This is a genomic window from Corynebacterium sp. MSK073, assembly GCF_030232085.1.
Lineage (GTDB): Bacteria > Actinomycetota > Actinomycetes > Mycobacteriales > Mycobacteriaceae > Corynebacterium.
Genome location: NZ_JASPIY010000016.1, coordinates 41,317 through 54,624 on the forward strand (window position 1 = coordinate 41,317; position 13,308 = coordinate 54,624).

10 protein-coding genes and 1 pseudogene are annotated in these 13,308 nt (G+C 59.3%); 9 read left to right on the forward strand and 2 right to left on the reverse strand.

Annotation, left to right across the window (positions count from 1 at the left end; genetic code table 11):
• The first annotated feature begins 1 nt into the window (after position 1).
• Both QP970_RS10180 and QP970_RS10185 read left to right on the forward strand, forming a co-directional pair.
• Positions 2–928, forward strand: a complete 927-nt coding sequence (locus QP970_RS10180; protein ID WP_239269302.1) for an alpha/beta hydrolase — start codon at positions 2–4, stop codon at positions 926–928.
• A 146-nt stretch (positions 929–1,074) separates the two neighbouring features.
• Entirely contained in the window at positions 1,075–2,550 is a 1,476-nt protein-coding gene (locus tag QP970_RS10185) for an ATP-binding protein (RefSeq protein WP_239269301.1), read from the forward strand.
• Positions 2,551–2,625: 75 nt separating this feature from the next.
• Here QP970_RS10185 and QP970_RS10190 read toward each other — a convergent pair whose 3' ends face one another.
• Both QP970_RS10190 and QP970_RS10195 read right to left on the reverse strand, forming a co-directional pair.
• Complete coding sequence (locus tag QP970_RS10190) at positions 2,626–3,378, reverse strand: aminotransferase class IV (RefSeq protein ID WP_239269300.1); 753 nt, start codon at positions 3,376–3,378, stop codon at positions 2,626–2,628.
• Positions 3,375–5,222: a chorismate-binding protein gene (locus QP970_RS10195; protein WP_284869908.1), complete on the reverse strand. Its 1,848-nt coding sequence runs from the start codon at positions 5,220–5,222 to the stop codon at positions 3,375–3,377. The genes QP970_RS10190 and QP970_RS10195 overlap by 4 nt, the downstream gene beginning before the upstream one ends.
• A 166-nt stretch (positions 5,223–5,388) precedes the next feature.
• Between QP970_RS10195 and QP970_RS10200 the strand changes: the two genes are divergently transcribed.
• The 7 genes and pseudogenes from QP970_RS10200 to QP970_RS10230 all read left to right on the forward strand — a co-directional run.
• Positions 5,389–5,976 (forward strand): three-helix bundle dimerization domain-containing protein, encoded by a 588-nt coding sequence (locus QP970_RS10200; protein WP_239269298.1) that lies wholly within the window; start codon positions 5,389–5,391, stop codon positions 5,974–5,976.
• Between the two features lie 143 nt (positions 5,977–6,119).
• Positions 6,120–8,072, forward strand: a complete 1,953-nt coding sequence (locus tag QP970_RS10205) for a glycosyltransferase (protein ID WP_239269297.1) — start codon at positions 6,120–6,122, stop codon at positions 8,070–8,072.
• Positions 8,062–8,577, forward strand: a complete 516-nt coding sequence (locus tag QP970_RS10210; RefSeq protein WP_239269296.1) for a phosphatase PAP2 family protein — start codon at positions 8,062–8,064, stop codon at positions 8,575–8,577. The genes QP970_RS10205 and QP970_RS10210 overlap by 11 nt, the downstream gene beginning before the upstream one ends.
• Positions 8,570–9,550 (forward strand): decaprenyl-phosphate phosphoribosyltransferase, encoded by a 981-nt coding sequence (locus tag QP970_RS10215; protein ID WP_023024308.1) that lies wholly within the window; start codon positions 8,570–8,572, stop codon positions 9,548–9,550. The genes QP970_RS10210 and QP970_RS10215 overlap by 8 nt, the downstream gene beginning before the upstream one ends.
• A gap of 62 nt (positions 9,551–9,612) precedes the next feature.
• A complete protein-coding gene (locus tag QP970_RS10220; RefSeq protein WP_284869909.1) occupies positions 9,613–11,301 on the forward strand; it encodes an arabinofuranosyltransferase AftB family protein in 1,689 nt (562 codons plus the stop codon).
• A 139-nt stretch (positions 11,302–11,440) separates the two neighbouring features.
• Positions 11,441–12,475 carry an alpha/beta hydrolase gene (locus QP970_RS10225; protein WP_284772114.1) on the forward strand — a complete coding sequence of 345 codons (1,035 nt, stop codon included), beginning with the start codon at positions 11,441–11,443 and terminating at the stop codon, positions 12,473–12,475.
• A 239-nt stretch (positions 12,476–12,714) separates the two neighbouring features.
• Positions 12,715–12,960: pseudogene (locus tag QP970_RS10230) on the forward strand (transposase); the annotation flags it as partial.
• Positions 12,961–13,308 lie beyond the last annotated feature (348 nt).

Consider the following 13,308-nt stretch of genomic DNA (forward strand, 5'->3'; position numbering starts at 1 on the left):
TATGGTGTTTATTCAGCCCGAAGCCCAAAAATTCCTCGACCTGAACAGGGATGCCCCACAGCTGGACACGCGTACTCCTGAAGAAAACCGCGCCGCCCAGCAGAAGACGGCAGCGGCTTGGGGCAAGAAAACCCCGATGGTTTCCGTGTACGAGACCTCGGTGCGCGGTGTCACGGTGCGGGTTTATGTGCCACAGGCGCCCGCGCTTGCCGATGCCCCAGCAGCGCCTGCCTTCATCTTCTTCCACGGCGGCGGCTGGGTGCTGGGGGATTTAGAGACCACGGATACAACCGTGCGGGACATTGCCGCAGAAGCGGGAATCATCTGTATCAGCGTGCACTATCGCCGTGCACCGGAGCACCCTTTCCCGGCGCCACTAGATGATTGCCGTGCAGTAGTAGACGGGGTGCTACAAGGAGAATTGGGGATCGGCATCGATCCAACGCGCGTTGCCGTGGGCGGAGACAGCGCGGGCGGCAATATCGCAGCGGTGATCGCACAAGAACTGCGCGATCAGCTGGCTCATCAGGTGCTGATTTACCCCGTCATGGATTTATCCACCTTTGACACGCAATCCCATTCGGATTTTAGCGATGGCTATTACCTCACCAGGCGGCGCCTTAACTATTTTTATGATTCTTATGCTGGCGCTGCAGACCGCACGGATATCCGTATGTCTCCCGGCAGGAATGGCGATCTGGCGGGGCTGCCTCCAGCGACGGTGATTACCGGTGAACTTGATCCGTTGGTCTCTGAAGTAAGTGACTACGTTGGGCGGATGCTCAATGCGGGAAATGTAGTGAGCTCTATCGAATTTAAGGGCCAAGTCCATCCGTTCGTCCAGATGGGCGGGATCATTTCGGATGCACTGATTGCGCGCACCATTATTGGCAGCGAATTAAAGCGTGCGCTGCGAGGCCAAGGCTAAAGGCCGCGATCTGCCGGAGCCAAAGGGAAGCGCGGCGTGAACACCCAACACTCAACACAACACTCAACATGTGCAGTGTTGTGTTGAGTGTTTGTGTAGTGTTATGTGTAATGCTCGGCTGAAGGTGAGAGGCAAGCGGGGAAGCGATGGACCTAGAAGAAATTGAGCGGATTGTTCACAATCTGCGTGCCATAGGCAAAGACACCAGCATGGTCGAAGTAAAAGCAGCTGGCGGAGGCCTTCCCAAGAAGATAACGCGGTCGGTGTCTGCTTTTGCCAACGGAAAAGGCGGAACGATCATCTTTGGTCTCGATGAGGACTCAGGGTTTCTTCCCGTCGAAGGCTTCCAAGCCGAGCCCATAGCCAAAGCATTCGTGGAGGCCTGCGCGGAGAAATTGACCCCTGCTGTCCGTGCCGATGTGGAAATTGGTGCTGTCGATGGCGCGCCGGTAGTAGTTGCGGAAATTCCAGAGCTTGCACCCTTTGATAAACCATGCTGGGTTACTGCGCAATCTAAATACAACGGCAGCTACATTCGCGAGCACGATGAAGACCGGTTATTGAAGCCCTATGAAATCGATCGTCTCGAAGAAAATAAGATGCAGCCCTCGTGGGATCTGGAGGTCGTGGAGGCGGCTACTATTGCAGACCTCGATCGGGACATCGTCCAGCAAATCCTAGAGCGCGAACGCAGCCTGCGGCCAGGGATCTTTGGCAAGTTCTCTGATGAAAGGGCATTGAAAGCCCTGCATCTCACCGGCGTGGGAGATGATGGGGATGTTCATCCAACCTTGGCTGGCTTATTAGCAGCTGGCATTTATCCGCAAGAATTTTTCCCGCGGCTCAATGTAACTTTTACTGCTTATGTGGGAACGGATAAGACGTCGACCAAAGGCCAAAGATTTGTTGATAACGCGAGTTTTGTAGGCCCGATTCCGGAATTGGTGCCAGCGGTGGTTTTCGCGGTTGAGAAAAATATGCGGGTAGGTGGCGTCGTCGACGGGGCGTTCCGAGAAGACCTGCCGGATTATCCGCCAGTAGCAGTCAGGGAAGCAGTTGCTAATGCGCTCATGCACAGGGACTATTCTCCCCAGGCTAGAGGGACACAGGTTCAGGTTGATATGTACGCTGACCGCCTAGAAATCATTAATCCGGGTGGCCTTTTTGGGATGGTGAACGTCAATAACCTTGGGGATCCGGGCATGACAAGTGCGAGGAATCAGCACCTGTCTCAGCTATTGGAGGTAACGGCTATCTCCGGCGGGTCTGGGTACGTGGCGGAAAATCGTGGAACTGGCTACATTGAGATTCTTGACCAGCTGCAAAAGACACTTCTTCCTCCGCCGAAGCCGACGGATTCGTTGACCACGTTTAAGCTAACTTTTGAACGGCGTGAAATGACTTTGCCAGAGCGGAGTGCGTCTATACACGGCGGTTCTAGTGAACGGATTCTGGAGTATTTGGCTCAGCATCAGTCTGCGAATAGCCGTGAGTTGGCGGCGGCCGCCGGGATTTCTGTTGGTGGGGTGCGCAGAATCCTGAACCAATTGGTAGATAGTGGAAGGATCGAGCGTACGGAGCCTTTGCGCAGCCCTAAACAGAGGTATCGCTTGGTGAGGTAGGTGGGCGCCTGAACACCCAACACTCAACACGAACACTCAACACAACACTCAACATGTGCAGTGTTGTGTTGAGTGTTATGTGTAGTGTTCGCCTGCACCCGCGGGGCTAAAACCCTGCCACCACCAGTTTTGCCAGATTGCGGCCTCCGGGTGCGGCGGTGGAGTGATGGTGTCGTGTGGTGTGTGTATGGAGCTGACGGGGCTAATTCCATGCAGTGAGTTGATAAACCACAGGGGACATTCCGCAGCGAGTGCCGGGGTCAATGGGTGCTGCGCGGTGGAAAGTCCCAAGTCATTGCAGCGGTGCAGGACTTGGCGCAGGGTCACGCTGGGCAGGCGCACGCCGGTAGGAAGCAGGAGCGTGTCGCCGTCCCAGGCGATGAGCGCGCCGGTGGTGGTTTCTGCGATGGCACCGTGGGCATCGACAATCGCGGTGTCATCGGTGCCGCTTACCTGATACTGGCTGCGGTAAGCAGCCAGGGCGGGCAAGTCCGGGCCTTTAACTAGAGGCTGCACGCGGGGATCGGGGGCCTGTGTATAAGTAAGGCGCGTGTGGGCGCGCGGAGCCGGGGCAGGCCGGATATCGAGGTAAAGCTCGCCGGCCATGAGGGCGATGCGGGGGAAAAGCTCGCCATCTGAAAGGAGCTCCAGCATGGCGGGGACGAAGCTTACGGGCAAGGTCCCGGCGGCGGATTCGAAGCGCTCCAAGTGCAGGTGGAGACCGTGCGTGCGGCCTTGCGAATGCCGCCAAGAATCGGCCACGGTGCAGGGGTCAGCCGGTGGGGTGCAGGGGATGAAGGCGCCGTCGCGCCAGATATAGGAACTCATGACCACGCCCCGAGGACCGATTGGGCCTTGAGGTTTCTTTCGGCCAGCTCGGCTGCGGGATCGGAATCGAGGACGATGGCCCCGCCGGCGCCGACGGTGACCTCGGAACCCGCGCGCACCGCGGTGCGGATGACCACGCTGAAATCAGCCTCGCCGGAATACCCGAGGTAGCCCACGATGCCGGAATAGACGCCGCGGGGTCCTGCCTCGAGGGCATCGATAATCTCGCAGGTGCGCAGCTTCGGCGCGCCGGTCATAGAACCGGGCGGGAAGGCGGCGCGGATGGCGTCGAGCGCGGTGGCGCCGGGGCGCAATTGGCCGGTGATCGTGGAGACGAGCTGGTGCACGGTGGCGTAGCTTTCCACGTTCATCAACCCCGGAACGCGCACGGTGCCGGGTTCGCACACGCGGGATAAATCGTTGCGCAAAAGGTCCACGATCATGAGGTTCTCGGCGCGGATTTTGGGGTCATCGCGAAGCAGCGCGGGGTCCTGGTGGGCTGGAATGGTGCCCTTGATGGGCTTGGCCTCGACGCGGTTATCGCGCACGCTAAGGAAGCGCTCGGGCGAGGCGCTGCAGATTTCCACGCCGTCGAAGACCAGATGCGCCGCGTACGGTGCCGGGTTGTGCCGGCGCAGCGCAGCATAAATATCGCCGGTGGCCTGCGCGGTATAGGTATCGGTCAGGCATACCTCGTAGCTTTCCCCAGCGTGCAAGAGCTCTTGGGCGCGCTGGATTCGGTCAAGGTAGTCGGTGGTGCGCCAGGCGCCCGCGCTTGCCGATGCCCCCTCGTTTCCCACCTGCCCGCCTTTCAGGGCTGCCTCCAACCGGTCGAGCAGGCCTTGTGCGCCTTCGCCGTCGAGGCAGCACAGGTATGCCACTTGCCGGTGGTGGTCGTAGATAAGGAAGGACTGCGGCCGGATGAAGTAGGCATCGGGATACGGCGAGCGGTGGCGCAGCTGGATGGGCAGGGTAAGCTGCGCGCATTCGTAGCCGAGGAAACCGACCACCCCGCCGGTAAACGGCAAATCCGGCGCGTCAAAGACCTGCGTGGATAGCTCGCGCTCGAGGGTGGTGAGGATATCGGGGGCATCGCCAAGCCGGTAGCGAAAGGATCTGCTAAGCGGACCGGTGGCATCGCCAAGAATGCTATAGCACCCGCGCGCGTCGGCGGAGTCGAGGAAGAAGGCATCGGTGCCGTCTGCCTGCAGCGCCGCGAAGACGCTGGGGCAGTCAATCGCGCCGGGGACCTCGCGGTGGAGGAGGCGAAAACCGCCGAGGAAATTGCGCAGCAGGGTCGCGCCATGTTGTGTCAGCACCGATTCGGGGTGGAATTGCACGCCCCAATGCGGCAGGCCATCGACCTTGAGGGCCTGGACGGTGCCGTCCTCGCTGCGGGCGTGCACGGTGATGCCGGGGGTGGGCTCAATGTGCAGGGAGTGGTAGCGCACCGCCTGAAAGTCCTGCGGGATGGTGGCGAAAAGTCCCTCGCCGGAGTGGCTGATGGTGGATACGAAGCCGTGGCGCGGTTCGGGCGCGCGGCGTATGCGGGCACCGGCGAGCATCGCCAGACCCTGATGGCCGAGGCAGACGCCAAGCAGGGGAATTCGCGCTGTGGCGGCCGCCTCGATAACGCGCCGGGACGTGCCAAAGTCGTTGTCTTCCTCCGGGGTGCCGGGGCCGGGGGAGATAACCACGTGGCTGAACTCGCCGGCGCGCACGCGCTCTGGGATGCCGGCGGCCTCGCCCGCGGGAACGACGAGTGGCTCGGTTCCAGAGACCTCTGCGATGAGGTGCGCGAGGTTAAACGTGTACGAGTCGTAATTATCAATGAGCAGGATCATCAAAGGCAGAGTCTATAGCCCAGTGCGCCCCACGCGTAACTTGCTCCACGGGAGGTCTAACTAATGGGTTATGACCAATCAATTGACGGATGTCACACCGCGCTGTAAGGTTAACTTCAAGTTAACAAAAAGCAAACGGGGAAAGAATCCAGGAAAGGGGATAACAATGAACCAGTTTGAAACCCTCCGGCATGACCTACATACCAAGTACGGTCACGGATATACCCGTGCTGACATCGATGCGAAGCTGGACGAGGTCATCGCCAAGCACACCGCCAAAGCCGAGCTCGTGGAATTCATCCCCGTGCTGGTAGAGCGCGAGGTGCGCGAGTTCTTCGGTGCCCACCGCATCCACGTTCGCTTCGCCGCGGGCAATAACCACGCCCTGGCCAAGGCCGCAGCGGACCTTACCAAGAAGCACGCGGGGGAGGCGCTCTACGTCGATACCGCCGCCGCGCACCCGGAAAATGACGGCAATGACCACCTGGCGCACGTCATGAGCGAGCGCGGCATGGGACAGGCTCCCAAGAAGTACCTCGAAGAGGTGCGGACCGTGGCCATGCCGGACTACATCGTGTACCTGGGCCGCGAGGTCGAGCGCGATGAGGCCGGCAAGGACATCAAGATCTGGGACATTGCCCCGGCTGAGACCGTTGAGCAGGCCCGCGAGCTTGCCGATGACCTAGAAGCCCGCGTCTACTACATGCTGAACAAGCTGGGCATCGACCCGGTAACCGAGCGCGTGAGCGCATAAGGGGAGGCACCATAAGCCCTGGGCCGAGGAGGAATTCCTCGGCCCTTCTTTTATTGTCCGCGTGTAAACCCGAGCAGTCGCGCGAAAGCAACTACGCTAGGTCGCTGACTACTGTTTAAACCGTTTGGAGAATCGAAGCAATCGTGACTGCCAACAACACCTCGGCTTATGAGCCCCTGCAGCGAATCTTGCTGCCCAAGCGCGGCGAACCCTTTGATGTACGCATGCTCTACCTCATCGAGGCGGAGCAAAACCGCGAGCGCTTGAGCTGGACAAACCGGACCGCCGTGACCATCCCGGCCGGCGAGGAAGCCTCCTTTGAAACCTACTTCAACGCCTTCCCGGCCTCCTACTGGCGCCGCTGGTCGCAATTGCGCTCGGTGGTTCTAAGCCTGGAGATCGAGGGTCAAGCCAACGTTTCTTTGTATCGGTCCAAGCAGGATGGCCAGCGCATTTCCGTGGCCAACCACCTCGTTGGCACGGGCCACCACGAGTTTGAGCTGCCGCTCAAAAACTTCGAGGACGGCGGCTGGCTGTGGTTCGATATCACCGCGGAAAAGGAAACCACCTTGGCGGATGCTGCCTGGTGCTCCCCGCAGGCCCCAGCGGCGCAAACGCTTCCCGATGGCACCGAGATCGCCCCTTCCGAAAAGCGCGTCGCCGTCGGTATTCCCACCTTCAACCGCCCCACCGATGCCGTCGCCGCCCTGCAAGCCCTGGCAGAAGATCCCGTGGTGGATGAGATCATTGACTTCGTCCTCATGCCGGACCAAGGCAACCAGCACCCGGCCGATGAGCCCGGATACGACGAGGCGGTAGCGCACTTTGGCGATCGCTTCCGCGAATTCCGTCAGGGCAACCTCGGCGGTTCCGGTGGCTATTCCCGCATCATGTACGAGGCGCTGGAGAATACGGATTCGCCCTTCATCTTGTATATGGACGATGACATTGCCATCGAGCCGGACTCCGTGCTGCGCGCGGTGCAGGCAGCACGCTATGCGGAAAAGCCGATCATCGTCGGCGGGCAGATGCTCAACCTGCAGGAGCGCTCCCAGCTGCGCACCACCGGTGAGCAGGTCAACCGCTCCGATTTCATGTGGGGCGCCGCGCCGCATGCCGTGTATGACCACGACTTTGCCAAGTACCCGCTGCGCGCCATTGGCACGCCAGAAACCCATGTGGATCCAAAGAAGTACGATTCTCGCGCGCTGCACCGCCGCGTGGACGTGGAATATAACGGCTGGTGGATGTGTCTCTTCCCGCGCGTGGTGGCAGAGACCAACGGCCAGCCACTGCCGCTGTTTATCAAGTGGGACGATACCGAGTACTCCCTGCGCGCTGCCCGCAATGGCTTCCCCACGGTGACCTGGCCGGGCGCGGCCATCTGGCACATGGCCTGGGCGGATAAGGACGATGCCATTGACTGGCAGGCCTATTTCCACCTGCGCAACCGCTTGATCGTGGCCTCGCTGTACCACGATGGCGCAGTATCTGGCATTACCAAGTCCATCTTTAAGTCCACGCTCAAGCACACCATGTGCATGGAATACTCCACCATGGCCATCCAAATTGAGGCCATGAAGGACTTCCTGGCGGGACCGGACCACCTCTTCGATATCTTGGATACCTCGCTGCCACGCATCGCGGAGATCCGCAAGAACTACTCGGATGCGGTCATCATCGAATCCGCAGACCAGCTGCCGGCGCCGACCGGCGCGCCGGGCGTTCCCACCCGCAATGTGGGCGGGCGCTTGGCCAAGGTCAAGAAGCTGCCGTGGGCAGTAAAGGGGCTTAAGCACCTGCTGAGCAAGGAGGATCCCGCGCATCAAGCGGCGCCGCAGCTGAACCTCACCCCGGAAGAGGCGCGCTGGTTTACCCTTTCCCGCGTTGACTCCGCCACCGTTTCCACGGCCGGCGGCACGGGCGTGGCCTTCCGCAAGCGCGACCGCGATTTGGCCAAGGAGCTTATCGTTGAAACCCGCAGCCTGCTGAAAGAAATTGAAGAGAACTTCGATGATCTGCGGGCACAATACCGCGCCGCGTTGCCAGAACTGACCGCGCGGTCTTCCTGGAAGAAGGTTTTTGATGCCCAATAAGCTTTCCATCGCAGAATCCCACGTCTTGGAGTCCATCCAGGACGCCGCCTTTGACGTGCCGGGAGTGCTGCCCGCCGCCCGCGGTTTAAGTCACTTGGGCGAGCACGCCCTGGGCTGGATGGGTGGCGCGGCACTTGGGGCCAGTTTGGACAAGCAGCGCCGGGAGGAGTGGATTCGGATCGGTGCCGCGGCGTTTACCGCGCACGCGGCAAGCGTGGTGCTCAAGCGCATCGTGCGGCGCAAGCGGCCCGATTATTCCTACGTGCGCGTTGGGGTCAAAACCCCCTCGCGCCTATCCTTCCCGTCCTCGCATGCTACCTCCACCACGGCCTTTTTGGTGGGCCTGTCCCGCCTGACGGGGTCCAAGGCACCGCTTGTGGGAGTGCCGGTGATGATGGCATCGCGTATGGTGCTCGGGGTGCACTATCCAACCGATACCGTTGCGGGCGCAGCCATTGGCGCTGCTACCGCGCGGGCAATGACGAAGGGAAAGACGCATGAGTGAGGACGGCAACCAGCACTTTCTCCATTCGGAGCCGCATACGTCTGGCGTCGATACCGGCCGTAAGCGCAAGCCGCCGAAGAATTTGGCCGATGGCATGGTCAAGGCCCTGCGCCCGAAGCAATGGGTAAAAAACATTCTCGTGCTGGCCGCGCCCGCTGCGGCCGGTGCGGACTCGCTCTTTCACGGGCGCGTGCTTGTCGATGTCCTCCTAGCCTTCATCGTCTTCTGCCTCGGCGCTTCTTCCATCTACCTGATTAATGACGCCAAGGATTGGCGCGAGGACCAGGAGCACCCGACCAAGCGCTTCCGCCCGATCGCCTCGGGCGTGCTGCCCATCAAGGTGGCCTATGTCATGGCCGTGGTGCTCGTAGGCCTGTCCATCGGGCTGTCTTTCTTGGCCACCGCGGGACTAGAGCTAGCCATCGTCATGGCGGTTTATATCGCCCTGCAGCTGGGCTATTGCTTTGGCTGGAAGCACATTCCGGTCATCGATATTGCGCTGGTGTCCTCCGGATTCATGCTGCGCACCATGGCCGGCGGCGTGGCGGCCGATATTGAGCTTTCGCAGTGGTTCTTGCTGGTTGCTGCCTTTGGCTCGCTGTTTATGGCCTCCGGTAAGCGCTATGCCGAAATCCTGCTGGTGGAAAAGACCGGCGCGAAGATCCGCAAATCCTTGCAGGGCTATACGCCGACCTACCTGCGCTTTGTCTGGACGCTAGCGGCCACCGCCGTGGTGGTCTTCTATTCTCTGTGGGGCTTTGAGCTGGCTAATGCCGCAACCTCTGGTGGCGTCTGGTACCAGATTTCCATGGTGCCGTTTACCATCGCCATCCTGCGCTATGCCGCCGATGTGGACCGCGGCCAGGGCGGGGCGCCGGAAGAAATCGCGTTGGGGGACCGCACCCTGCAGATCCTCGCCATCGCTTGGCTGGCCTGCATCGCCATGGCCGTCTACATCATGCCATTGGTCTAAGCAGCGGTGGCATAGACGTGTTGAACTAGAAGATCTTGAGGGAACTGATATACTCACCCGACGTGGTTAACACCGGTAACAAGAGAATCGTACGTTGGAGCGTACCCGCCTCGGTTCTTATTATCGGTGTTTTTTCTTTGTGGGGTGGCTTTGCCCGCCGCTGGATCGCCGATGATGGACTCATCGTCCTGCGCACCGTCCGCAACTTAGAGGCCGGCAACGGGCCTGTGTTCAATGTGGGCGAGCGCGTCGAGGCCAATACCTCCACGGTCTGGCAATACCTCATCTTTGTGGCGCGGTGGGTAAGCGGTGCTGAGCTCGAAACGATCGCCATCTACCTCGGGCTTATCCTGGCGGTTGCGGCGATGGTGGTGGGCACGTGGGCATCGGCAAGCATGCACAAGGGAATTGTTCTTCCCGCTGGTGCCTTGGTGTATCTGGCCCTGCCACCGGCACGGGACTTTTTTACCTCCGGCTTGGAATGGAGCCTGTGTCTTTTCTACTTGGCCGTCTTGTGGTGGATGCTGATTTCATGGGCGCGACCGCGACAAGAATTGCCGCCCGAGCCTCTCGTGTATGGGTTGGCATTCTGGGCGGGGCTGTCCTGGCTCATTCGCCCTGAGCTCGCCCTGTATGGCGGCTTGGTTGGCGTTGTACTCATAGTGAGCACGCGTTCGTGGAAGGTTATCGCTGCCGCCTTGCCCCTGGGGTATCAAGTCTTCCGCATGGGCTACTACGGCCTGCTTACGCCTCATACCGCCGTTGCGAAATCCGCGGCCGGTTCCGCGTGGGGCAAAGGGTTTGCGTATCTGGGTGACTTTATGGCGCCCTACGCGCTGTACCTCCCACTCATCGTGCTGGCAGTGGCGGCGCTATGGAACGCCAATTTTCGCCCGCCAGCGCTGCGCTCGCTGCAGACTGTGGTTTATATCTTCCTGGGCGCTGCGCTTTTGCATGCCCTGTATGTTGTGCACGTGGGCGGCGATTTTATGCATGGACGCATGTTGCTGCTTCCGCTTTTTGCTGCGCTCCTGCCCATCTTCGTAGTTAATCTACGAACCTGGTGGGCTGCCGTATTCTCTGCGGTGTGGGCTCTCGTTATTGTCGTGCATGGCCACCCGGTAGACCGCGCTGCGTACGCGGGGAAGCTTACTGTTGTGGATGAGCGGGACTATTGGACCGATATCACCAACCGGCAGGAACCACCTCGCCGGGCCGAGGATTTCCTGGGTATGGATGTGATGAATGACTACGAAAAAGCGGTGCAGGACTTGGCAGCCGGCGATGCCATGACCTTCCGCTATAGCAAGGAAGGGGGCCAACCATCGTGGACGACGGTGCCCGCGGATCCGGAACGCTCCGATCCTCCCACTGTGTATTTTGTTAACCTCGGTCTTACTTCTATGAATGCCCCGCTTGAGGTGCGCGTGCTCGATGAAATTGGGCTCAGTAATCCCCTAGCAGCGCGCCAGCCCCGCATCGAGGGCGGGCGCATTGGCCATGATAAGAGCCTTGGTGTGGCGTGGCAGATTGCCGATTCTGCAGTGGATATTGACTCCCTATTGCTGGGGCAGGATAAAGATTCCGCGTGGCAAGCACGCACTGCGCTTAATGATGCCAATTTCCAGAAACTCTTTGCCACCTATAGGCAACCGCTAACCTGGGGCCGATTCTTAGAAAATATTAAATTTTCCCTGACAGAGGGAAGAACCCTAACCTTTTCCTCCGATCCGGGGGATTACCTGCAATGATGGTTGATAATGAGGCAAAAAGCCTGTGAGTGAACTACACTGCCTTTCAGTGAGGTTTTCGCTGAGGGGTGTTAACGATTCACAGGTTCCCAGCGATAAAGCCAAAGAACAATAATTGAGTACTTTGTGGAGGAGAAAGATGACTGCATCTTTGAGGGGACGCGTCCTATCGGTCATCATGGCGGTGGCCGTAGCGCTTGGCCTCGCCGTAGTGGCAGGCGGCACGCAGCAGGCACACGCGGGAAACCGCGATTGGCTGCGTCCGGATAATACTGGCACCTGTGAATGGGACCCAGTTGGATTTTGGGTTCAGCGCTGTGATGTCTGGTCCCCGTCCATGAACCGTAATATCCCGGTACAGATCCAGCCCGCAAAGAATGGCGGCAACGCTGGTTTCTACCTATTGGATGGCATGCGCGCTACCTACGCAACCAGCGGCTGGGTTAGCCCGCATAGCGAGGTTAATGCCGCAAAGACCTACTCGGACAGCAACCTCACCCTCGTGATGCCGGCAGGTGGCGAGTCTTCTTTCTATGCCGACTGGCAGGCACCGGGCAAGTATGATCCGAACGATCCGGTTAACTACAAGTGGGAGACCTTCCTTACCCAGGAGCTTCCTGCCTACCTCGAGCAGAACTTTGGCGTGGCCCGCAACAACAATGCGATCGCTGGCCTCTCCATGGGTGCCGGTTCCGCCATGACTTTGGCTGCTAAGCACACTGACCAGTTCAAGCAGGTACTGTCCTACTCTGGTTACTTGACTATGACGGTTCCAGGTGCCCAGACTGTCCTTCGTTTGGCCATGCTGGATGTAGGCGGGTTCAATGTCAACGCCATGTACGGTTCCCTATTTAACCCAAGGCGTTTCCAGAATGACCCGCTCATGCTGATTCCGCAGCTGCGCGATGGTGGTACCGATGTTTATATTTCAGCCGCATCCGGTATGCCGGGTCAATTGGATAAGGAAACCCTCCCACCGAAGTTCCAAGCACCGGGTGTCGCACTGGAGGTTGGTTCTCAGCTGACCACCCGCGCTTGGGAAGGCGCCGCTCGACTGCAGGGTCTGAACCCAACGGTGAGCTACCCGGCCGAGGGCTTGCATAACTGGTACCAATGGGACTACCAGCTCAATGCTTCCAAGCCACGCGTTCTCAACGCTTTGAATGCCTGGTAAGGCTCACTAACGGACTATCCCCGCGCCGTTTGAACTGCTCCCCAGTAGTTGGACTGAGAAATCAGCTACCAACTAGTGGGGAGCATTTTTCTTTGGGACTATGAAGTTCGCTAAGTGAAACGCAGCGCGAGCAAAGGGTGGAGCGTTTCGAACAGGGCAGGGGCACCAAGCCGGAGGGGCTTACTGAAGGAGACAAACAGCGTCGCAAAAACGAACTGTTGCCGGCCGAAAATGCCTAGCTGAAAAATACAGATGAAGGCTTCCAATACCAGCATTCAACCTGGCGGACATTGATCCACGACAACGGCGGCGTTCAGTCGATGTCGCGTACAGCCAACTGCTACGACAACGCAGTAATAGAGAACGCTTTCGGTCACCTGAAAAGCGAGATATACCACGGAGAAGACTTCAACACCGTCGAGGAGTTCACCCAGGCGATCGAAGATTACATCCAGTGGTACAACACCGAACGCACCCAACAATGACTTAAGGGCCTGACCCCGATGTAATATCGGAATCAGGCCCTTGCGCCCCTAGCCACCTAGAAGCGAATCAGTCCAACTCTTGGGGACTAGTTCATGGCGCTTTCGGTGGTGTTGCGGGTTCGTGCTTTGGTTAGTGGTTTTGGAGTTCTCGGGTGATGATTTGGGTCATTCCGTCGTGTCCTACGTCTGTTGGGTGTAGTGGCATGACGGATGGGGCGGTTGGGGTCTGTGAGGTTACCCTCGTTTAGTGGACACCCGATTAGTGCGGATTTTGTGTCCGTAGGAGAGGATGTTCATTGTGAGTCAACAACGCCAGAAATACACGCCGGAGTACCGGCGTGAAGCCGC

What these genes read in the sequence shown, in the direction of transcription:
- QP970_RS10180 (WP_239269302.1), top strand. Translation starts at nt 2, where the DNA reads ATGGTGTTTATTCAGCCCGAAGCCCAAAAATTCCTCGACCTGAACAGG.
- QP970_RS10200 (WP_239269298.1), top strand. Translation starts at nt 5,389, where the DNA reads ATGAACCAGTTTGAAACCCTCCGGCATGACCTACATACCAAGTACGGT.
- QP970_RS10225 (WP_284772114.1), top strand. Translation starts at nt 11,441, where the DNA reads ATGACTGCATCTTTGAGGGGACGCGTCCTATCGGTCATCATGGCGGTG.
- QP970_RS10195 (WP_284869908.1), bottom strand. Translation starts at nt 5,222, where the DNA reads ATGATCCTGCTCATTGATAATTACGACTCGTACACGTTTAACCTCGCG.
- QP970_RS10215 (WP_023024308.1), top strand. Translation starts at nt 8,570, where the DNA reads ATGAGTGAGGACGGCAACCAGCACTTTCTCCATTCGGAGCCGCATACG.
- QP970_RS10190 (WP_239269300.1), bottom strand. Translation starts at nt 3,378, where the DNA reads ATGAGTTCCTATATCTGGCGCGACGGCGCCTTCATCCCCTGCACCCCA.
- QP970_RS10210 (WP_239269296.1), top strand. Translation starts at nt 8,062, where the DNA reads ATGCCCAATAAGCTTTCCATCGCAGAATCCCACGTCTTGGAGTCCATC.
- QP970_RS10185 (WP_239269301.1), top strand. Translation starts at nt 1,075, where the DNA reads ATGGACCTAGAAGAAATTGAGCGGATTGTTCACAATCTGCGTGCCATA.